Origin of the sequence: Pseudomonas qingdaonensis (assembly GCF_018398475.1) — a bacterium.
GTDB classification, from domain to species: domain Bacteria; phylum Pseudomonadota; class Gammaproteobacteria; order Pseudomonadales; family Pseudomonadaceae; genus Aquipseudomonas; species Aquipseudomonas palmensis.
On the sequence record NZ_CP074676.1, the window covers coordinates 441,663 to 462,604 of the forward strand.

A 20,942-nucleotide genomic window follows, 5' to 3' on the forward strand; every position below is an offset into this window, starting at 1 on the left:
GCTACTTGCCTTCCACCTGCGGCACCACCGGCAGTGCCGCGCCCTTGGGCCACAGCAGCCAGATCTGACCCTGCTGCTTCATGTCCCCGGCCAGAGCGCCGGCCTCGCTGCCGGTACCCCAGAACAGATCGGCGCGCACTTCGCCGGTGATGGCCCCGCCGGTGTCCTGCGCGGCCACCGGGCGTACCACCGGCGCGCCGTCCGGGCGGGTGGTCGACAGCCACAGCAGGCTGCCCAGCGGGATCACCTTGCGGTCGATGGCCACGCTGTAGCCGGCGGTCAGCGGCACGTTCAGCGAACCGCGCGGGCCTTCGTTGCTGTCCGGGCGGGTGCTGAAGAACACGTAGCTGGGGTTGCTGGCCAGCAGCTCGGGCACGCGGCTCGGGTTGGCCTGGGCCCAGGCGTGGATGCTGCCCATGGTCACGTCTTCCTTCTTGAGCTGGCCCTGCTCGACCAGCCAGCGGCCCACCGGGCGATACGGGTGGCCGTTCTGGTCGGCATAGCCCACGCGCAGCTGCTGCCCACTTTCGAGCTGGATGCGCCCGGAGCCCTGGATCTGCAGAAACTGCAGGTCCATCGGGTCGGTCAGCCAGGCCAGCACCGGCGCCTTGACGCCTTGCTGCTGGATCACCCCGGCGGTGTCGTAGGGCTTGAGCACGCGCCCGTCCAGGCGACCGCGCAGGCGCTTGCCCTTGAGTTCGGGGTAGATGCTGTCGAGCGCCACCACCACCAGGTCATCGGGGATGCCATACACCGGCACGTTGGCCGTGGCGGTACGGGTCATGCTGCCGGGGTACACCGGTTCGTAGTAGCCGGTGATCAGGCCGTTGGCGTTGTTTTCGGCCGAGCGCAGGCCGTACACCTCGAGCTGCGTCTGCAAGAAGCCACGCACCTGGGTGGCGTCGTCGGGCACCTGCACCGCAGCAGCGCAGGGGGTGGCCCAGACCGGATCGTTCTTGAGGCGCTCGCACGCGCTGCGCCAGGCATTGAAGCCGGCCAGCAGGTCGCTGTCGGAGACCTTGGGCAGGTCTTTCCAGGTGGCGGGGCTGTAGGTGGCGAGCGGGTGCGGTGCGGATTTATCCGGGGCGCTGCCGTTGCAGCCGACCAGCAGGGCCAGCAACGCGGCGGTCAGGCCAAGGCGGCTCAGGGCGGTTTTCATGCGGGGTAGTCCTCTACGGTGTGCCTGGCGTTCAGGGCGGCCAGGCAACCCTTGTTTTTGGTAGGGGTATTGGTGTTTGCCGGCAAGGCGGGGATACTGGCCGCCTTTTTCCGTGTGCCGAGCCAAGCATGATGTTCAAGCGAATGACTGTGATCCTGGTGGCCTGCCTGGCCCTGAGCGCCTGTGGCGGTGTCGACCCCAACTCGCCGTTGGGCCAGCGCAAGGCGATTTTCAAGCAGATGCTCAAGACCAGCGAAGACCTCGGCGGCATGCTGCGTGGCCGGCTGGCGTTCGACGGGCAGAAATTTGCCGATGGTGCGGTGAAGCTCGACGCGTTGTCGCACCAGCCGTGGCAGCATTTCCCGCAGGTGCGCGAGGAGGACAGCAGCGCCACGCCCGATGTGTGGCAAAAGCAGGCACGCTTCCAGGAGCTGGCGCGGCAGATGGAGCAGGTGACCGGCGAGCTGGTCGCCCAGACCCGTACCCAGCCATTGGAGCCTGCGGCGGTCGCGGCCCCGATGGGCAAGGTGGAGGCGGCGTGCAAGGCCTGTCATACCGAGTTTCGCAATCATTGATGGGGTGAGCTGGCCGGCCTTTTCGCCGCAGGGCCGGCTCCTACAGTTGGCGCGCTGTACGTAGGAGCCGGCCTTGCCGGCGAAGGGTTCAACGCGGACTACTTCTCCAGCTCATCCAGTGCCTGTTGCAGTTCCTTCTTCGACTCGGCCAGTTTGTCCTTGCGCTTGTTGATCTTGTCGGCGTCGCCTTTCTTCATGGCCTTGTCCAGGTCCTTGGTGCGCTGCGTCACTTCATGACGGGCATCCAGCACCTTCTGTTCACGCTGTTTCTTCAGGCCGGCATCGGTGCAGTGCTCGGTCACTTCGCTCAGGGCCTTCTCGAGGCCGGCCTGCTGGGCGCTGTTGCCGTGGGCGCGGGCCTGTTCGATCTGTTCGCTGATCGCCTGCTTCTTGGCAGCGCAGCCGGTCAGGCCGGGTTGTTCCTCGGCAGCCATCAGCGAAGTGGCGAGCAACGAGCAGGCGGCGAACAGGGCAAGCGGGGAAAGCAGTTTCATAGTGGCTCCGTGGTCGCGGGCTTGGCAGAAACACATGATGCTGCCCTGATCCGACAAATTTAGAAACCCTCGATTGTATGTTCACGTAACCGCGCCGCCAGGGCCTGCACCTGCGGGTGAGCGAAAAAGGCCAGCAACTGGCCGGCACGGTGGGCACCCACGCCGGGCTCGGCCTGCCATTGCGCCGCATCGCGGGCAGCCATTGCGGCCCAGGTGTCCCCCGCTGCCAACGTACGCGGGGCCGGCATACCCAGGGCCCGCGCCCAGGTGGCAAAGGGTCGCTGACGGGCCTGTTCGAGGGCGGGGTACAACGGATGTTCGGCGGGCAGTTCCAGCACATCGGCCAGTGTGCGCAACTGGCCGGCGTCGACCAGGCGCTCCCAGCTGGCCGGCCCGGCACCTGGGAGTGCCAGGCCCTGCTTGCCGCCCAGCCATTGCAACCTGGCCAGGAACTGCTGACGACACCCGGCGCTCAGCTCCCAGCAGCTCAACGGATGAAACGCATCGGCCGCCGGTACCTCCATCTCGCGCCGTTCGAGGGCGCGGTGCACCACGCCGTCCAGACGGGGAATGGTCAGGCCTGCCAGGCTGATCGCCACCTGATCGCCCGGGCGAATGTCCAGTTGCTGCCAGCGACTTAGCGAGCCCACGCTGACCTGGCGCACCGTGCGGTCATCCAACTGCACCGGTGCCAGTTGCAGCACCGGGGTGATGCGACCGGTGCGCCCCACGTTGAACTGCACGCGTCGCACCTCTGCCAGCACCTGGGCGAAGGGGTATTTCCATGCCGCTATCCAGTACGGCGCCCGGGCCTGCCAGCGCTCGCCGGGCGGACGCCGGCCCTGGCGCAGCACCACGCCGTCGCTGGCGAATGGCAGTGGCGTGCGGTACCAGTGCTGGCGCCAGTGGGCGGCCTGGTCGAAGGTCTGCACCGGCTGGCTGAACGCCTCGCTGTAGGCAAAGCCCAGGGCGCTCAGGCGTGCCAGCCGCTCGCGCTGGTCCAGGGGGCCCTGCGGCCAGGCCCAGGCGAACAGCTCGACCACCGCGCCCTGCGCGGGGGTGAGCTGCTTGCGCGCCATCAGCCCGGCGACGTTGCCGCGGGCATTCCGGCTGCCCGCTGCGGCCTGCACATGCCCGTCCAGGCGCCAGAACAGCTCGCCTTGCAGTATCAGGTCCAGAGGTTCGGGCAACGTGTGGGGTAGGGCGCCCAGTGCCGGCAGGTGGCGGCTCCAGTCATGCCCGTAGGCGCCGTCGCCGCGGCTGATCAGGCGCACCAGCCGGCCCTTTGCATAGACCAGCGTGGCGGCCACGCCATCCACCTTGGGTTGTACCCAGAGGTCCTGCTTGCCGTGCATCCAGGCGCGCACGGCGGCTTCGTCGGGCAACTTGTTCAGGCCGGTGTGGGGGATGGGGTGGCGCAACGGGCCGGTGGCGGTTCCGAGCGGGTCTGCCGGGGGCGCACCGGTGCCGGGGAAGCAGGCTTGCAAGTGTTGCAGGCGAGCCCGGCTCTGGTCGTAGAGCTCGTCGCTGATCAACGCGACGCCCAGGCGATGGTAATGATCGTCCCAGTCGGCCAGGCGCTCGCCCAGCTGCTTGAGTTCGCTTTGCGCCACTGCCGGTGGCCAGTCGGGGCAGGGCCGGGCGAGGGCGGTGGTTGGGGTACAGGCGAGCGTGCTGGCGAACAGCAGGCCGGACAACAGCTTGAAGGGCATGGCGAGCGTCCTTGCTCGGCGGGTGGAACTTCAAGCCTAGGCAAGAAAAAGCCCCTGCCAGTCGCCTGGCAGGGGCTCTTGTTTACCGGGTGTTGCTTACAGCCCGGCGGCCGCGCGCAGCGCGTCGACACGGTCGGTGCGTTCCCAGGTGAACGTGGTGAAGGTGTCGTCGCCCACGGTCTTGACCTGCGGGGTGCGGCCGAAGTGACCGTAGGCCGCGGTTTCCTGGTACATCGGGTGCAGCAGGTCGAGCATGGTGGTGATCGCATACGGACGCAGGTCGAAACACTCGCGCACGATCTGGATGATCTTCTCGTCGGCAACCTTGCCGGTGCCGAAGGTGTTCAGCGAGATCGAGGTCGGCTGGGCCACGCCGATGGCGTACGACACCTGGATTTCGCAGCGCTCGGCCAGGCCAGCGGCAACGATGTTCTTGGCCACGTAGCGACCGGCGTAGGCGGCCGAACGGTCAACCTTGGACGGGTCCTTGCCGGAGAAAGCGCCACCCCCGTGACGGGCCATGCCGCCGTAGGTGTCGACGATGATCTTGCGGCCGGTCAGGCCGCAGTCGCCCACCGGGCCACCGATGATGAAGTTGCCGGTGGGGTTGATGTGGAACTGGGTGTCCTTGTGCAGCAGCTCGGCCGGCAGCACGTGCTTGACGATCAGCTCCATCACGCCTTCGCGCAGGTCGGCGTAGGACACGTCCGGGTTGTGCTGGGTGGACAGCACGATGGCGTCGATGCCCACCACCTTGCCGTCTTCGTAGCGGCAGGTGACCTGGGACTTGGCGTCCGGGCGCAGCCACGGCAACAGGCCGGACTTGCGCGCTTCGGCCTGACGCTGCACCAGCTGGTGCGAGAAGCTGATCGGGGCTGGCATCAGCTCCGGGGTTTCGTTGCTGGCGTAGCCGAACATCAGGCCCTGGTCGCCCGCGCCCTGGTCTTCAGGCTTGCTGCGGTCAACGCCCTGGGCGATGTCTACCGACTGCTTGCCGATGATGTTCATCACCGCGCAGGTGGCGCCGTCGAAACCGACGTCGGAGCTGTTGTAGCCGATGTCGACGATCACGTTGCGCACGATGTCTTCGAGGTCGACCCAGGCCGAAGTGGTCACTTCGCCGGCGATGATGGCCACACCGGTTTTCACCAGGGTCTCGCACGCCACGCGGGCGAACTTGTCTTCGGCGATGATGGCGTCGAGCACCGCATCCGAAATCTGGTCGGCGATTTTATCCGGATGCCCTTCAGACACGGACTCGGAGGTGAAAAGGGAGTATTCGCTCATCTCGACGGGTTCCTAAAATTTACCGATGGTGAGTGTCGCCAGGTGGTCGCTGAAAGTGGCGAACCTGAATCTGGAAACCATTACGTAAGCCCACATAGAGGCTGTCCTCGGGAACCAGCCCCGCGGCGCTGGCCCAACGGGCCAAATCATCCTGTTCAAAGCCCAGCCAGAGATCGCCGCACGCCTGGCGCGCCCAGCTCTGGTCGTGGCTGCACAGTTCTGTTACCAACAGGCTTCCGCCTGGTCTGACACGCTTGGCCAGGTGCCCGAGGGCCTGGGCAGGCTCGCTGAAATGGTGCAGCACCATGTTCAGCACCACGCAGTCGGCCTGTACATCCGTTGCATGCAGGGCATCGGCCAACAGCAGGGTTACGTTAGCCAGGCGCTCGCGCTGGCACACCTGGCGCGCCAGCTCGAGCATGGTCGGGCTGTTGTCCAGGGCGGTGACGTGGGTGAAGCGCCGCGCCAGTTCGGGCAGAAACTCGCCATCGCCGGGGCCGACCTCCAGGGCGCTGGCCAGCGGGTCGAAGCTGAGCTTGTCGAGCAGCGCCAGCAGGCTTTCGCGGTACTGCGCCAGGCCGGCGATCAGATCCTGCTGGGCGCGGAACTTCTCTTCCACACGCAGGAAGAAGTCCTGGCTGGTGGCGGCCCGGCGCACCTGCACCTGGCCGATGCGCGCCTGCACCTCGGCCGGCAGTTCCAGCGCGTCGACCTCCTCCAGCAGCGCCCCGTGCAGCTTGCCGCCCAGGCGCTGGCTGTCGGGCAGTGCGCGGCGATAGAAGATCGCGTTGCCTTCGCGCCGGGTGGCCACCAGGTCGGCCTGGGCCAGTACCTTGAGATGGTGGCTCATGCCCGACTGGCCGATGGCGAAGATCTGCGCCAGCTCCAGCACCCCGAACGAATCGCTGGCCAGCGCGCGCAGCACGTTCAGCCGCAGCGGGTCGCCGCCGGCCTTGCACAGGGCAGCCAGCGCGTCGCTTTGCTCGGGGTCGATGGAGGGGGCGTGAAGGTTCATGGGCGGCAGTCTAGTCAGCGTGCAGCGGCCTCGCAAGTTCTATATCAAAAAGTTTTGATATTGCTCGATGGGCGGGCCCGGCCCGGCATGGCGGGCGACAATTTCTGCCGTTTTGTCGGCGCAACACGGGATTAGTCGCTCAATCGCACTAAAAACGTCCCTCATCGACCATCCGTGATTGCCCCCGGGCACGTGCCTGGGCGAAAATGGCCGCCTTTTTCCGTTCGTTAATATTCAAGCCCCCCAGGAGACAAGCGATGCCCAGCCGTCGTGAGCGTGCCAACGCCATTCGTGCCCTCAGCATGGATGCCGTGCAAAAAGCCAACAGCGGCCATCCCGGTGCCCCGATGGGCATGGCGGATATCGCCGAGGTTCTTTGGCGTGACTTCTTGAAGCACAACCCGAGCAACCCGCACTTCGCCGACCGTGACCGCTTCGTGCTGTCCAACGGCCACGGCTCGATGCTGATCTACTCGCTGCTGCACCTGACCGGCTACGACCTGTCGATCGACGACCTCAAGGCGTTCCGTCAACTGCACAGCCGCACCCCGGGCCACCCGGAATTCGGCTACACCCCAGGCGTCGAGACCACCACCGGCCCGCTGGGCCAGGGTCTGGCCAACGCCGTGGGCTTTGCCCTGGCCGAAAAAGTGCTGGGCGCCCAGTTCAACCGTCCAGGCCACGACGTCGTCGACCACCACACCTATGTGTTCCTGGGTGATGGCTGCATGATGGAAGGCATTTCCCACGAAGTTGCTGCACTGGCCGGTACCCTGGGCCTGGGCAAGCTGATCGCCTTCTACGACGACAACGGTATCTCCATCGACGGCGAAGTCGAAGGCTGGTTCACCGACGACACGCCGAAGCGTTTCGAAGCCTACCACTGGCAGGTGATCCGCAATGTCGACGGTCACGACCCAGAAGAGATCAAGACCGCCATCGAGACCGCGCGCAAGAGCGCGCAGCCGACCCTGATCTGCTGCAAGACCACCATCGGCTTCGGTTCGCCGAACAAGGGCGGCAAGGAAGACTGCCACGGCGCGCCACTGGGCGATGCCGAAATCGCCCTGACCCGCCAGGCCCTGAACTGGAACCACGGCCCGTTCGAAATCCCGGCCGACATCTATGCCGAGTGGGATGCCAAGCAGGCCGGCGCCGCCGCCGAAGCCGCCTGGGACCAGCGCTTTGCTGCCTACGCCGCAGCCTTCCCTGAACTGGCCAGCGAACTCAAGCGTCGCCTGAGCGGCGAACTGCCAGCCGACTTCGCCGAGAAGGCTGCCGCCTACATCGCCGAAGTGGACGCCAAGGGCGAAAGCATCGCCAGCCGCAAGGCCAGCCAGAACACCCTGAACGCCTTCGGCCCGCTGCTGCCGGAGTTCCTCGGTGGCTCGGCGGACCTCGCCGGCTCCAACCTGACCCTGTGGAAGGGTTGCAAGGGCGTCAGCGCCGAAGATGCCAGCGGCAACTACATGTACTACGGCGTGCGCGAGTTCGGCATGACCGCCATCATGAACGGCGTTGCCCTGCACGGCGGCCTGGTGCCTTACGGCGCGACCTTCCTGATGTTCATGGAATACGCCCGCAATGCCGTGCGCATGTCGGCCCTGATGAAACAGCGCGTGATCCACGTCTACACCCACGACTCCATCGGCCTGGGCGAAGACGGCCCGACTCACCAGCCGATCGAGCAGCTGACCAGCCTGCGTACCACGCCGAACCTGGACACCTGGCGTCCGGCCGACGCGGTCGAATCGGCCGTGAGCTGGAAGCACGCCCTGGAGCGCAAGGACGGCCCTTCGGCGCTGATCTTCTCGCGTCAGAACCTGCAGCACCAAACCCGCGACGCCGGCCAGATCGCCGACATCAGCCGTGGTGGCTACGTGCTCAAGGACTGCGCAGGCGAGCCTGAGCTGATCCTGATCGCCACCGGTTCCGAAGTGGGCCTGGCAGTGCAGGCGTTCGACAAGCTGACCGAGCAGGGCCGCAAGGTGCGCGTGGTATCGATGCCATGCACCAGCGTGTTCGATGCCCAGGACGCCAGCTACAAGCAGTCGGTTCTGCCACTGCAGGTGGGCGCGCGGATTGCCATCGAAGCTGCCCACGCCGACTTCTGGTACAAGTACGTGGGCCTGGAAGGCCGCGTCATCGGCATGACCACCTACGGTGAGTCGGCGCCGGCTTCGGCACTGTTCGAAGAGTTCGGCTTCACCCTGGAAAACATCCTGGGTACGGCTGAAGAGCTGCTGGAAGACTGATAAAACCAGTTGGAGCGGCGTTGAACCCATCGCGGGTCAAGCCCGCTCCCACAGGGATCACGAGTGTCCTTGTGGGAGCGGGCTTGACCCGCGATTGCCGCGACTCGGTTCCTGCAGGTTGCAGATAACATTCTGTTCCGTGAGCATCCCATGCCCCAACCGCGTCCCTACAAAGTTGCACTCAACGGCTACGGCCGCATCGGTCGTTGCGTCCTGCGCGCACTCTTTGAACGGGGGGCCAGCGCGGGCTTCGAGATCGTTGCACTGAACGACCTGGCCGATCAGGCCAGCCTCGAATACCTGACACGCTTCGACTCCACCCACGGGCGCTTTCCCGGTGAGGTCAGGGTCGACGGCGATTGTCTGCATATCAATGGCGACTGCGTCAAAGTACTGCGCAGCGCCACCCCCGAAGGCATCGACTGGGCCGCGCTCGACGTCGACCTGGTGCTCGAATGCTCCGGGGCCTACAACACCCGCGCCGACGGCCAGCGTTTCCTCGACGCCGGCGCACCACGGGTGCTGTTTTCCCAGCCGATGGCCAGCGAGGCGGATGTCGACGCCACCGTTGTCTACGGCATCAACCAGGATTGCCTTGAAGGCGGCGAACGGCTGGTATCCAACGCCTCCTGCACCACCAACTGCGGCGTGCCGCTGCTGCGTGTGCTCGACCAGGCCTTCGGCATCGAGTACGTGCAGATCACCACCATCCACTCTGCAATGAACGACCAGCCGGTGATCGATGCCTACCACCACGAAGACCTGCGCCGCACCCGTTCGGCGTTCCAGTCGGTGATTCCGGTGTCTACCGGGCTCGCGCGGGGTATCGAACGCCTGCTGCCGGAACTTGCCGGGCGAATCCAGGCCAAAGCGGTACGCGTGCCGACGGTGAACGTGTCGTGCCTGGACATCACCCTGCAGACCGCCCGCGATACCACCGCGGCCGAAGTCAACCAGGTGCTGCGTGAAGCGGCCCTGAGTGGCCCGCTCAAGGGGTTGCTGGCCTACACCGAACTGCCCCACGCCAGCTGTGATTTCAACCATGACCCACATTCGGCCATCGTCGATGCCAGCCAGACCCGCGTTTGCGGCCCCCGCCTGGTGAACCTGCTGGCCTGGTTCGACAACGAATGGGGGTTCGCCAACCGCATGCTCGACGTCGCCGAACATTTTCTGCGCGTCGTGGACTCAACCAGCACCACTCGCAAACAGCCCTGAAGGACTGCATTCATGACCGTTTTGAAGATGACCGACCTCGATCTGCAAGGTAAGCGCGTACTGATCCGCGAAGACCTCAACGTGCCTGTGAAGGACGGTGTGGTCAGCAGCGACGCGCGCATCCTGGCCTCGCTGCCGACCATCAAGCTGGCCCTGGAGAAGGGCGCGGCCGTGATGGTCTGCTCGCACCTGGGGCGCCCGACCGAAGGCGAGTTCTCGGCCGAGAACAGCCTCAAGCCGGTGGCCGACTACCTGAGCAAGGCGCTGGGCCGTGAGGTGCCGCTGGTGGCCGACTACCTGGGCGGCGTGGACGTGAAGGCCGGCGACATCGTGCTGTTCGAGAACGTGCGCTTCAACAAGGGCGAGAAAAAGAACGCGGACGAACTGGCCCAGCAATACGCCGCCCTGTGCGACGTGTTCGTGATGGACGCCTTCGGTACCGCCCACCGTGCCGAGGGCTCGACCCACGGCGTGGCCAAGTTCGCCAAGGTCGCCGCTGCCGGTCCGCTGCTGGCCGCCGAACTGGATGCACTGGGCAAGGCGCTGAAGGCCCCGGCCAAGCCGATGGCCGCCATCGTCGCCGGTTCCAAGGTATCGACCAAGCTGGACGTGCTCAACAGCCTGAGCCAGGTGTGCGACCTGCTGATCGTCGGTGGCGGCATTGCCAACACTTTCCTGGCCGCTGCCGGCCACCCGGTGGGCAAGTCGCTGTACGAAGCCGACCTGATCGACACCGCCAAGGCCATCGCGGCCAAGGTCAACGTGCCGCTGCCGGTGGACGTGGTGGTGGCCAAGGAATTTGCCGAAAGCGCCACGGCTACCGTCAAGCTGGTGGGCGAGGTGGCCGAGGACGACATGATCCTGGACATCGGCCCGCAGACCGCCGAACAGTTCGCCGAGCTGCTGAAGTCGTCCAAGACCATCCTGTGGAACGGCCCGGTGGGCGTGTTCGAGTTCGACCAGTTCGGCAACGGCACCAGGACCCTGGCCAAGGCCATCGCCGACAGCGCCGCGTTCTCGATTGCCGGCGGTGGCGACACCCTGGCGGCCATCGACAAATATGGCGTGGCCAGCCAGATCTCCTACATTTCTACCGGTGGCGGTGCATTCCTCGAGTTCGTCGAGGGCAAGGTGCTGCCGGCGGTGGACGTGCTGGAACAACGGGCCAAGGCCTGACTCGCTCAGCCTGGCAAAGGGAGTGTGGCCTGATGGTCAAGCGGTTGCCTGTGTTTATCCTGGCCGGTCTGCTCAGCGCCTGCGCTGGCAGCCCGGAGCCTGCGGCGGATGCCCCCGGCAAGCCGAAGGGCGGTTGCTACCAGTCGCAGTGGCAGGCAGAGACCGTCCCGGTGATCAACAAGAGGCTCGGCCCGGACGGGCTGGAGAAGTATGACGAGGAACACCAGCGCCAGGCCCCGGGTTGCCCTTGATCGGTTCGAGGCAACCTGTTGGCCGGTTCGTGGTCTTCTAGAGGATATTCGATGAAAAGCGTTGTAGCCCTGATGGCCCTGGTTCTGATGGCAGGTTGCGCAAGCCTCAAGCCAACCCCGGCCCCGACCGACAACTGGACCCGCTGGGTCTGTGACAGTCAGGCCGAGGTGCTGTGGCGGTTTGCCGATGCCAGCCAGGAAGAGGTGGATGTACGCCTTGGTGGCGGCGATCAGGTCTACCGGCTCAAGCCGGAGCCCGGTGCATCGGGTGCGCTGTACAGCGATGGCGTGCTGGCCCTGCACACCAAGGGCGATGAAGGCCTGGTGTACTGGGTAGCGACCAACGATTTGATAGGGCGGGGCTGCAAGGCACCGTGACTGGCCGGGCCGACCGCTGTCGGCCCACACTACTTGAATAGCAACCGCCGCTGCGGCAGGCTTGCACGAAAAACGACGCTTGTCGGGAGAGAGATACACAATGGCACTCATTAGCATGCGCCAGATGCTGGACCACGCCGCCGAATTCGGCTACGGCGTTCCGGCTTTCAACGTCAACAACCTCGAGCAAATGCGCGCCATCATGGAAGCCGCCGACAAGACCGACTCCCCGGTGATTGTCCAGGCCTCGGCCGGTGCCCGCAAATACGCCGGTGCGCCGTTCCTGCGCCACCTGATCCTGGCGGCGATCGAAGAATTCCCGCACATCCCGGTGTGCATGCACCAGGACCACGGCACCAGCCCTGACGTGTGCCAGCGTTCGATCCAGCTGGGCTTCAGCTCGGTGATGATGGACGGCTCGCTGGGCGAAGACGGCAAGACCCCGACCGACTACGACTACAACGTGCGTGTCACCCAGCAGACCGTGGCCATGGCCCACGCCTGCGGCGTTTCGGTAGAGGGCGAGCTAGGCTGCCTGGGTTCGCTGGAAACCGGCATGGCCGGTGAAGAAGACGGCATCGGCGCCGAAGGCGTGCTGGATCACAGCCAGATGCTGACCGACCCTGAAGAAGCCGCCGATTTCGTCAAGCGTACCCAGGTCGATGCCCTGGCCATCGCCATCGGCACCAGCCACGGCGCCTACAAGTTCACCAAGCCGCCTACCGGCGACGTGCTGGCGATCGACCGCATCAAGGAGATCCACAAGCGCATCCCCAACACTCACCTGGTGATGCACGGTTCGTCTTCGGTGCCGCAGGAGTGGCTGGCGATCATCAACCAGTACGGTGGCGACATCAAGGAAACCTACGGCGTACCGGTTGAAGAAATCGTCGAAGGCATCAAGTACGGCGTGCGCAAGGTCAACATCGACACCGACCTGCGCCTGGCGTCCACCGGTGCCATGCGCCGCCTGATGGCCACCAACCCGAGCGAGTTCGACCCGCGCAAGTTCTTCGGTGAAACCGTCAAGGCCATGCGCGACGTGTGCATCGCTCGCTACGAAGCCTTCGGCACCGCCGGCAACGCCTCGAAGATCAAGCCGATCTCCCTCGAAGCGATGTTCCAGCGCTATGCCAAGGGCGAGCTGGCCGCCAAGGTCAACTAAGCCTGGTTGGTTGTACGAAAAACCCGCAGCGATGCGGGTTTTTTTTTGTGCCCGTGCGGCCTGCTTCACCGGCCGGAACCGGGGGTTTTCGGCTGCGGGGCCGCCACGGACACCGGATCTGGCCCAACGCGACAGACCGTTAGTCGGGCAACACTTTGTTTATACCGATGATGCCAATGTGCTGACTTCAGATTTGTTTCAGCCAGGTCTAGAGTAAAGCCTCAAGTTCCATCCGGAATCTGGCGTCGTTACACAAGAGAAGCAGCATGGATTGCGCGCACCCTCACACTCACGACAGCGGTTCGGTTTTACTGATCGTCGATGACTACCCGGAAAACCTGATCAGCCTGCAAGCCTTGCTTGCGCGTGAGGACTGGCATGTGCTGACCGCAAGCTCCGGTACCGAAGCCCTGAGCACGCTGCTCGAGCATGAGGTGGACCTGGTGCTGCTGGATGTGCAGATGCCCGGTATGGACGGCTTCGAAGTCGCGCGCCTGATGCGCGGTAGCCAGCGCACCTGCCTGACCCCGATCATCTTCCTGACCGCCAACGAACAGTCCCAGGCGGCCGTGCTCAAGGGCTATGCCAGTGGCGCGGTGGACTACCTGTTCAAGCCATTCGACCCGCACATTCTCAAGCCCAAGGTCCAGGCCCTGCTCGACCAGCAGCGCAACCGGCGTGCCTTGCAGCGCCTGAGCCGCGACCTGGAGGCCGAGCGCGCATTCAACGCCTCGGTGCTGGACAACGCCGCCGAAGGCATCCTCGTGGTGGCCGAGGACGGTCGCATCCGCTTTGCCAACCCGGCCATCTCGCGCCTGCTCCAGGCCCCGGTGGAGCAATTGCAGGGCGCAGACCTGCTGGGCTTCGTGCAGTCGCCCGTGCCAACCCGGTGGCGCGACTCGGCGTTCTACCAGGCCTACCAGGAGCGCGACATCTACCGCCTGCACGACGCCGTGCTGCTCACCGCCTCCGGGTTGCCGCTGCCGGTGGCGTTGTCGTGCGCGGCGCTGCCCGGCGAGCAGCGGGCGATGGTGGTGACGGTGCTGGACATGTCGGTGGTGCGCAACCTGCACCAGCAGTTGGAGTTCCAGGCCGTGACCGACCCGCTGACCGGGCTGCTCAACCGCCGCGGGTTCTGTCAGGCCGCCGAAGCTGCGCTGCTGCGCAGCGAGCATTCCGACAAGGCCCAGGCCCTGATGTACATGGACCTTGACGGTTTCAAACGGATCAACGACTCGCTCGGCCATGCGGCCGGCGACCGCGTGCTGCACTGGGTGGGCGAACAGCTCAAGGAATGCCTGGGTGCCTACGCGATCCTCGGGCGTATGGGCGGCGACGAGTTCACGGCCTTGCTCGATACCCTGGAATACCCGGAGCAGGCGGCGCGCTTTGCCGAAAAGCTGATCGAGCGCATGTCCATCTGCCAGCAGATCGACGGCCTGGAGGTGACGCTTGGCGTGAGCATCGGCATCGCCACCTACTCCGACTGCGGGCCGCACCTGGACGGCCTGCTGCGTGCGGCGGACGCGGCCATGTATGCCGCCAAGCAGGCCGGTCGCCAGCAGTACCGCTACTACGACCAGGAGCTCAACGGTCGTGCTCGCTCGCGCCTGATGCTCGAAGACAGTGTGCGCGATGCGATCGAGCGGCACGACTTCAGCCTGGTGTATCAGCCGCAGGTGGCGTTTGCCGATGGTCGCCTGCGCGGGTTCGAGGCGTTGTTGCGCTGGCAGCACCCCAGTGTCGGCGATGTGCCGCCGGGGTTGTTCCTGCCGTTGCTGGAGGAGGCCAGGCTGGTCTCGCGGCTGGCCAGCTGGATCTACACCCAGGGTGCGGCGCAGCGGCGCGCCTGGGAGGCTCGGTTCGAGCCGGACCTGGTGCTGAGCATCAGCCTCAGCCGCGTGCAGTTCGCCATGCCCAACCTGGTCGAGGAACTGGGGCGGGTGATCGCCAGCCATGGCCTGCGCCCGGCCCAGCTTGAGGTGGAGGTGGCGGAAACCTCGCTGGCCGCCAACCTCGACATCGCGCTGCGTCAGTTGCGCAGGCTGCGCGAGCTGGGCGTGCGAGTGGCGCTGGACGATTTCGGCGCCGGAGAGTGCTCGCTGCGCCTGCTGCGCGACCTGCCCATCGACACGCTCAAGCTCGACCGGCACCTGGTGGCGCGCCTGCCCGGTTCGGCGGCGGACGCGGCGCTGGTCCGCAGTGTCATCGGCCTGTGCCGCGACTATGGCGTGTGTGTGGTGGCCGAGGGCGTCGAGACGCGGGAGCAGGCGCAGTGGCTGCAGGCAAACGGTTGCGCCTATGCCCAGGGCTTTCTGGTGGCACGGCCCCTGACGGCGCAGCGCGCCGGTGATTTCCCGGCTTTTTTCGACTGGCGCAACGAGGCGGCCGGGGAATTGAGTACACTGACGCCTTTGCCTGCAATGCCCCGTGCCCATGACCGTACTCAAGTACCTGCAAGCCTATCCGCCTGCCCTGCAAGACCAGGTGCGCCAGATGATTGCCCAGAACCGTCTGGGTGACTACCTGCGCCAGCGCTACCCCGAGCGCCATGCGGTACAGAGCGACAAGGCGCTGTATGCCTATGCCCAGGCCCTGAAGCAGGAGCACCTGCGCAATGCGCCGAACCTGGACAAGGTGCTGTTCGACAATCGCCTCGATCTCACCCACCGCGCGCTGGGCCTGCACACCGCGGTATCGCGCGTGCAGGGCGGCAAGCTCAAGGCCAAGAAGGAAATCCGCATCGCCTCGCTGTTCAAGGACGCGGCGCCGCAGTTTCTGAAGATGATCGTGGTGCACGAACTGGCGCACCTCAAGGAGAGCGACCACAACAAGGCGTTCTACCAACTCTGCGAATACATGCAGCCGGGCTACCATCAACTGGAGTTCGACCTGCGCATCTACCTGACCTGGCGCGACCTGTCCGGCGCCCAGTGAGCGAAAGGGAATTGCCAATGGAAGTGAGCAAGACCAAGACCAGTTTCTATCGTCGCCTGTACGTGGCGTGGCTGATCGACAGCCGTACCGCCAGCAGCGTGCCGGCGCTGATGGAGGCCACCGGCATGCCGCGGCGCACGGCGCAGGACACCATCGCGGCGCTGGCCGACCTGGACATCGTGTGCGAGTTCGAGCAGCAGGAAGGTGCGCGCAACCATGCCGGGCATTACCGGATACGTGACTGGGGCGCTATCGACAAGCAGTGGATCACCCAGCATCTGCGCAGTATCCGCCAGGTGCTGGGCTACCCCTGAAGCCCCACCGCCGGCAAGCCCGGCCCCTGCACCTACCCCTGTAGGAGCCGGCCTTGCCGGCGAAGCGTCTAGCCCCGGCGCATGCCGATGTGCGGGATGCCATCCTCCAGATACGCCTCCCCGGCCACCTCGAACCCGTGCCGCGCATAGTAGGCCTGCAGGTGCGCCTGTGCGGACAGGTACACCGGCACCCCTGGCCAGTGCTTCTCGGCCTGCGCCAGCCCCTGCACCATCAGTGCATGCCCCAGCCCCTCGCCCCGCGCCGACGGCGCAATCACCACCCGCCCGATCACCACGTCGCCGCCCTGTGACTCGGGGTCCAGCAGACGCAGGTACGCCACCAGCTCGCCATCGCGCCAGGCCATCAGGTGGCAGGTGTCGCCCTCCAGGTCCTGGCCATCGATTTCCAGGTACGGGCATTTCTGCTCCACCACGAACACCTCGATGCGCAGCGTCAGCAGCGCGTACAGCTGTTGCTTGCCAAGGTCGGTGTGATGCTTGCAGATCCAGTCGATGCTCATCGCGTTTCTCTCCTGTGTAATGCCCCGATCATAACCACGCCGAGCACCTCAGGGCGAAGGTCGCGAATTGCCATGGATCAAGTCGGCGCGGAATCGGCAAAAATAGAGGCAATTAGCTATCACCTGGCACTGCCCGATACCGGAATCTTTGTGTAATCTGGCCGTGCAGCCTAGCTTTGCGCCAACAGAAATCTCATGCCATTCAACAAGAACGCGGACCCGATCCGCTAAGGGATTTGAGCATGCGGCCACTGCTTCGAGCCTTGGGTTTGCTTGGATTGCTGCTCTGTGCCCAGTCGGCCCAGGCCGAAAAACTGCGGCTGGTGGCCGATGCCTGGCCCCCCTTCACCGACGCCCGCCTACCCAGGGGCGGGCTGGCCACCGCCCTTGTCACCACCGCCCTGGAGCGTGCCGGGTTTGCCAGCGAGTTCGAGCAGGCGCCGTGGGCGCGCGCGCTGCGGGGCATCGGCGAGGGCCGCTACGATGTGCTGATCAACGCCTGGCAGAGCGATGCGCGTACCCGCATCGGGGCCTTCTCCCAGGGCTACCTGAGCAACCGCGTGCGGCTGCTCAAGCGCAAGGGCGACGTACTGCGTTTCGATACCCTGAGCGATCTCTACCCGCACGCCATCGCGGTGGTGCGCGACTATGCCTATGCGGCCGAATTCGACAATGATGGGCGTCTGCAGAAGGTGCCGGTGCGCGACTTTTCGGTGGCGGTGGGCATGCTGGCTGCCGGGCGGGTGCGCCTGACCCTGGAGGACGAATACGTGGCGCGCTACTACCTGCAGCGTGAAAGCGCGGACGTGCGCAACCGCGTGCAGTTCTTCGGCAAGCCGGTGAGCGAGAACAGCCTGCACATCCTGGTCAGCCTCAGGCATCCGCAGCATGCCCAGATCGTGGCCGGCTTCGACAAGGCCATCGCCGCCATGAAGGCCGATGGCAGCTATGCCCGGTTGCTCAAGGACTACGGCCTGTAGTCAGGCCGGGGTGTCCTTGATCAGGTGCGCGGCCAGGGTGCGCAGCGGGCCCAGCTGGCGGCAGATCAGTGCCAGCTGGGTCTGCACCAGGCGCTGGTTCTCGTCCATTTCCTCGGGCATCTGCTCAAGGCTCGCCGCCAGGGCTTCCTCGGCGTCGCTGTGGATCGCCACCGGGGTCTTGCTGGCAAGGCCAGTGGCGATTTCGTCGAGGCTGGCGGCCAGGCTGGCACCCGCGCCGTCGATCAACTGCTCGTGGGCTTCGGGTGCCAGTGCGCTGTCACGGTGTGCACCCAGCCCGGAGAGGTAGCTGAGCAGGGTGTGCGAGAGCACCAGGAAGCGAAAGCCCACGTCGGCCTCTTTGCGAAAATGCCCCGGCTCCATGAGCATGTTGGCCAGCGTGGTCGACAGCGCCGCGTCGGCGTTGTGCGCGTTGCGCCGGGCCAGGCGGTAGGCCAGGTCGTCGCTCTTGCCCTGGGCGTACTGCTGCATGATCTGGCGCAGGTAGGTGCTGTTGCAGCTCAGGGTGTTGGCCAGCACCTTGTTCAGCCGACGGCCCTGCCAGTCGGGCAGGAACAGGAACACCGCCAGGATCGCGATCAGGCTGCCCACCAGGGTGTCGAACAGGCGCGGCAGGAACAGACCGTAGCCGTCGCCGATCTGGTTGAAGCAGAACAGCACCATCAGCGTGATCGCCGCCGTGGCCAGGGTGTAGCGGGTGGTGCGGTTGACGAAGAACACCACCCCGGCGGCCACCGCGAACAGCGACTGGATGATCGCGCTGGGGAACAGGTCGAACAGCGCCCAGCCCACGGTCAGGCCGATGGCGGTGCCGATGATCCGCTGCACCAGCTTGCGCCGGGTGGCGCCATAGCTGGGCTGGCACACGAACAGCGTGGTGAGGATGATCCAGTAGCCCTGGGTGGGGTGGATCAGGTGCACCATGCCGTAGCCGATCGACAGCGCCAGCGGCAGGCGCAGGGCGTGGCGAAAGATCAGCGAGGTCGGCGTGAGGTGCTGGCGCAGGCGGCTCCACACATCCTTGAGGCTGCGCGGCGAACGGTCGAGCAGGCTCGAGTCGCTGTTGTCGGCCAGGTTGTCGGGGTTGCTGGCATCGCCGAGCAGGCGGTCGAGGGTTGCCAGGTTCGCCGCCAGCGCCCGCAGCGAGCGCAGCAGGCCACGCCAGGCCGGGTTGCTCTGGATGCGCAGGTGCTCGAGCGAGGCGTGCAGGTCTTCCAGTGCGGCGGCGAAGCTGGTGTCGTAGACGAACGGCTGGCGCAGCTGGATCGACTCGGACAACTGCACGCACGCCTTGCCCTGCTGGCGCAGCAGGCGTTGGCAGCGAAACAGCACGTCGCTGTGGAAGAACGCCTCGGTGAGAGCGTTGTAGGGGTAGTGCGAGGAACTGGCGCGCTCGTGGATGTCCTGGGCCAGAAAGTACAGCTTCAGGTAGCGGCTCACCTTGGAGCCGGGGCGGCCATTGCCCACGCGGTGCAGGATGATTTCCTTGGCGGCGTTGAGGGCGGCCACCACCTTGCCGTTCTGCTGGGCCAGTTCCAGGCGGCGGGCCTCCACGTCCAGCTGGCGGATGGGCTCGAACAGGGTGGCCTTGAGCTTGAGGTAGCGGCCCAGTTCGCGAAACAGCCGCGCCAGGCTCTGCTGCACCGGCTGGTTGGAGAACAGCGCCTGCCACAGCACCGACAGCAATCCGTACCAGGCGGCGCCTGCCACCAGCAGCAAGGGCTCGTGCCAGAAGTCGGTGACCTGGCCGCCGCGCTGGTCCACGCCGATCATGGTGTACACCGACAGGATCAGTGTGGCCGAGGCGATGGCGCCGTAGCGCTCGCCCAGCGCGCCGAGCATGGTCAGCGCGAACGCCGCCAGCGCCAGGGCGCAGCCGAAGAGGATCGGGTAGGGGAACAGCAGCTCCACCGACAGCGCAGCGACGGTGAAGCACACCAGGGTCACGGCCAGGGCGTTGAGCCGGCCCTGCCAGCTGTCGTCGGTCTCGGCCAGGGCGCTGGCGATGATGCCCAGGAACAGCGGGATCAGCAGCCCCATCTCGTCCTGGTACCAGCACAGCGCCATGCTGCCGGTCAGCGCGATCAATACCCGGATGCTGTAGCTGAACTTGTCCAGGGCCCACAAACGACGCAGCGAGTGACGCAAGGAAGACGATGACATGATAGGGCGGCAGGCCTGCTTGGCGATGATCGAAATTGAGCCGGTCACGGTGGCAGCGAACTGTCACCGTGGTCACGTACCAGCAAAATTTGTTCCGTGATGCGCGATTCTAACGCGAAGGTTAGACGAACTGCGCGGCCGCGTAGGCCGATGCCCAGGCCCACTGGAAATTGAACCCGCCCAGGTGCCCGCTGACGTCCAGCACTTCGCCCACGAAATACAGGCCGGGGCTTTTCAGCGACTCCAGGGTCTTGGACGACACTTCGCGGGTGTCGACCCCGCCCAGGGTGACTTCGGCGGTGCGGTAGCCCTCGGTGCCGGCCGGCACCACCTGCCAGGCCGCCAGTTTGTCGGCGACCTCGGCCAGTTCGGCCGGGGTGTACTGCTTCATCGGCCGGGACACGAACCAGTGCTCGGCCAGCAGGTTGGCCATCTTCTTGGTGAAGACCTCGCCAAGCAGGGTCTTGAGTTCGCTGTTGGGGCGTTCGGCCTGTTGCTGTTGCAGCCAGGCGAGGGCGTCATGCTCGGGCAGCAGGTTGATCTCGACGCTGTCGCCGCTGTGCCAGAACGACGACACCTGCAGGATCGCCGGGCCGCTGAGGCCGCGGTGGGTGAACAGCAGGTTCTCGCGAAAGCTGGTGCCGTTGCAGCTGGCCACGCAGTCCACCGAGGTGCCCGACAGCTCGGTGCACATGGCCTTGAGCTGCGGCTCGGTGATGGTGAAGGGCACCAGCCCGGCGCGGGTCGGCAGCAGGGTGTGGCCGAACTGGCGGGCCACCTGGTAGCCGAAACCGGTGGCACCCAGGGTCGGGATCGACAGGCCGCCGGTGGCGATCACCAGCGACTGGCATTGCAGCGTGCCCATGCTGGTTTCGAGCAGGTAGCCAGGCTCGAGCTTTTCGATCTGCTCGATGCGCGTGTCCATGCGCAGCTCGGCGCCAGCGCTCTGGAGCTCGCTGAGCAGCATGTCGAGGATGTCGCTGGACTTGTTGTCGCAGAACAGCTGGCCGAGTTTTTTCTCGTGATAGGGCACGGCGTGCTTGCCGACCATCTCGATGAAGTCCCACTGGGTGTAGCGGGCCAGGGCCGACTTGCAGAAGTGCGGGTTGTGCGAGAGGAAGTTGGCCGGCTCGGTGTACAGGTTGGTGAAGTTGCAGCGCCCGCCACCGGACATCAGGATCTTCTTGCCGGGCTTGTTGGCATGGTCCAGCAGCAGCACCTGGCGGCCGCGGTTGGCGGCGTGGATGGCGCACATCAGGCCGGCGGCGCCAGCGCCAATGATGATCACTTCGGTGGAACGCACTGCAAAATCCTCAAATAGGTG

At 65.7% G+C, this 20,942-nt stretch carries 18 protein-coding genes and 1 pseudogene; 11 read left to right on the plus strand and 8 right to left on the minus strand.

Features of this window, described 5'->3' with window-relative positions:
- Position 1: 1 nt before the first annotated feature.
- Positions 2–1,159 carry a murein transglycosylase A gene (gene mltA, locus KH389_RS02070; RefSeq protein ID WP_054915759.1) on the minus strand — a complete coding sequence of 386 codons (1,158 nt, stop codon included), beginning with the start codon at positions 1,157–1,159 and terminating at the stop codon, positions 2–4.
- Positions 1,160–1,290: 131 nt separating this feature from the next.
- On the opposite strand from mltA, the gene KH389_RS02075 reads away from it, so the two are divergent.
- Positions 1,291–1,734 carry a c-type cytochrome gene (locus KH389_RS02075; RefSeq protein WP_173925103.1) on the plus strand — a complete coding sequence of 148 codons (444 nt, stop codon included), beginning with the start codon at positions 1,291–1,293 and terminating at the stop codon, positions 1,732–1,734.
- Positions 1,735–1,832: 98 nt separating this feature from the next.
- Here KH389_RS02075 and KH389_RS02080 read toward each other — a convergent pair whose 3' ends face one another.
- The 4 genes from KH389_RS02080 to KH389_RS02095 form a co-directional block, all read right to left on the minus strand.
- Positions 1,833–2,228 carry a DUF1090 domain-containing protein gene (locus tag KH389_RS02080; protein WP_043863604.1) on the minus strand — a complete coding sequence of 132 codons (396 nt, stop codon included), beginning with the start codon at positions 2,226–2,228 and terminating at the stop codon, positions 1,833–1,835.
- A 59-nt stretch (positions 2,229–2,287) separates the two neighbouring features.
- A complete protein-coding gene (ligB, locus tag KH389_RS02085) occupies positions 2,288–3,940 on the minus strand; it encodes an NAD-dependent DNA ligase LigB (protein ID WP_213606799.1) in 1,653 nt (550 codons plus the stop codon).
- 96 nt (positions 3,941–4,036) lie between these two features.
- Positions 4,037–5,227, minus strand: a complete 1,191-nt coding sequence (gene metK, locus KH389_RS02090; RefSeq protein WP_058541623.1) for a methionine adenosyltransferase — start codon at positions 5,225–5,227, stop codon at positions 4,037–4,039.
- Positions 5,228–5,246: 19 nt separating this feature from the next.
- Positions 5,247–6,242 (minus strand): ArsR/SmtB family transcription factor, encoded by a 996-nt coding sequence (locus KH389_RS02095; RefSeq protein WP_043863601.1) that lies wholly within the window; start codon positions 6,240–6,242, stop codon positions 5,247–5,249.
- Between the two features lie 257 nt (positions 6,243–6,499).
- Here KH389_RS02095 and tkt point away from each other — a divergent pair, with 257 nt between their 5' ends.
- The 9 genes and pseudogenes from tkt (at position 6,500) to KH389_RS02140 (ending at position 15,936) form a co-directional block, all read left to right on the plus strand.
- A complete protein-coding gene (gene tkt / locus KH389_RS02100; protein ID WP_043863600.1) occupies positions 6,500–8,497 on the plus strand; it encodes a transketolase in 1,998 nt (665 codons plus the stop codon).
- A gap of 150 nt (positions 8,498–8,647) precedes the next feature.
- Positions 8,648–9,715, plus strand: coding sequence for an erythrose-4-phosphate dehydrogenase (gene epd, locus KH389_RS02105; RefSeq protein ID WP_043863599.1), 1,068 nt, complete (start codon positions 8,648–8,650; stop codon positions 9,713–9,715).
- 12 nt (positions 9,716–9,727) lie between these two features.
- A complete protein-coding gene (locus KH389_RS02110; RefSeq protein WP_043863598.1) occupies positions 9,728–10,891 on the plus strand; it encodes a phosphoglycerate kinase in 1,164 nt (387 codons plus the stop codon).
- Positions 10,892–10,923: 32 nt separating this feature from the next.
- Positions 10,924–11,142, plus strand: a complete 219-nt coding sequence (locus KH389_RS02115; RefSeq protein ID WP_043863597.1) for a hypothetical protein — start codon at positions 10,924–10,926, stop codon at positions 11,140–11,142.
- A gap of 51 nt (positions 11,143–11,193) precedes the next feature.
- Complete coding sequence (locus KH389_RS02120; protein ID WP_043863596.1) at positions 11,194–11,520, plus strand: MliC family protein; 327 nt, start codon at positions 11,194–11,196, stop codon at positions 11,518–11,520.
- Between the two features lie 100 nt (positions 11,521–11,620).
- Positions 11,621–12,685 carry a class II fructose-bisphosphate aldolase gene (gene fba, locus KH389_RS02125; RefSeq protein WP_043863595.1) on the plus strand — a complete coding sequence of 355 codons (1,065 nt, stop codon included), beginning with the start codon at positions 11,621–11,623 and terminating at the stop codon, positions 12,683–12,685.
- A gap of 266 nt (positions 12,686–12,951) precedes the next feature.
- Positions 12,952–15,060 (plus strand): annotated as a pseudogene (locus KH389_RS02130) (putative bifunctional diguanylate cyclase/phosphodiesterase); the annotation flags it as partial.
- Positions 15,061–15,121: 61 nt separating this feature from the next.
- Entirely contained in the window at positions 15,122–15,622 is a 501-nt protein-coding gene (locus KH389_RS02135; protein ID WP_043863594.1) for a YgjP-like metallopeptidase domain-containing protein, read from the plus strand.
- Between the two features lie 17 nt (positions 15,623–15,639).
- Complete coding sequence (locus KH389_RS02140; protein WP_043863593.1) at positions 15,640–15,936, plus strand: winged helix-turn-helix domain-containing protein; 297 nt, start codon at positions 15,640–15,642, stop codon at positions 15,934–15,936.
- Positions 15,937–16,004: 68 nt separating this feature from the next.
- On the opposite strand, the gene KH389_RS02145 is transcribed toward KH389_RS02140, so the two are convergent.
- The gene (locus KH389_RS02145; RefSeq protein ID WP_043863592.1) at positions 16,005–16,457 is read right to left on the minus strand and encodes a GNAT family N-acetyltransferase; all 453 of its coding nucleotides are present in this window, start codon (positions 16,455–16,457) and stop codon (positions 16,005–16,007) included.
- A gap of 242 nt (positions 16,458–16,699) precedes the next feature.
- Between KH389_RS02145 and KH389_RS02150 the strand changes: the two genes are divergently transcribed.
- Complete coding sequence (locus KH389_RS02150) at positions 16,700–17,437, plus strand: substrate-binding periplasmic protein (RefSeq protein WP_213606800.1); 738 nt, start codon at positions 16,700–16,702, stop codon at positions 17,435–17,437.
- Here the strand turns inward: KH389_RS02150 and yccS are convergent, their stop codons facing one another.
- Positions 17,438–19,618, minus strand: coding sequence for a YccS family putative transporter (gene yccS / locus KH389_RS02155; protein WP_043863622.1), 2,181 nt, complete (start codon positions 19,616–19,618; stop codon positions 17,438–17,440). It abuts the gene before it with no gap.
- 121 nt (positions 19,619–19,739) lie between these two features.
- Positions 19,740–20,921, minus strand: a complete 1,182-nt coding sequence (locus KH389_RS02160) for a BaiN/RdsA family NAD(P)/FAD-dependent oxidoreductase (RefSeq protein ID WP_054915756.1) — start codon at positions 20,919–20,921, stop codon at positions 19,740–19,742.
- Between the last annotated feature and the right edge of the window lie 21 nt (positions 20,922–20,942).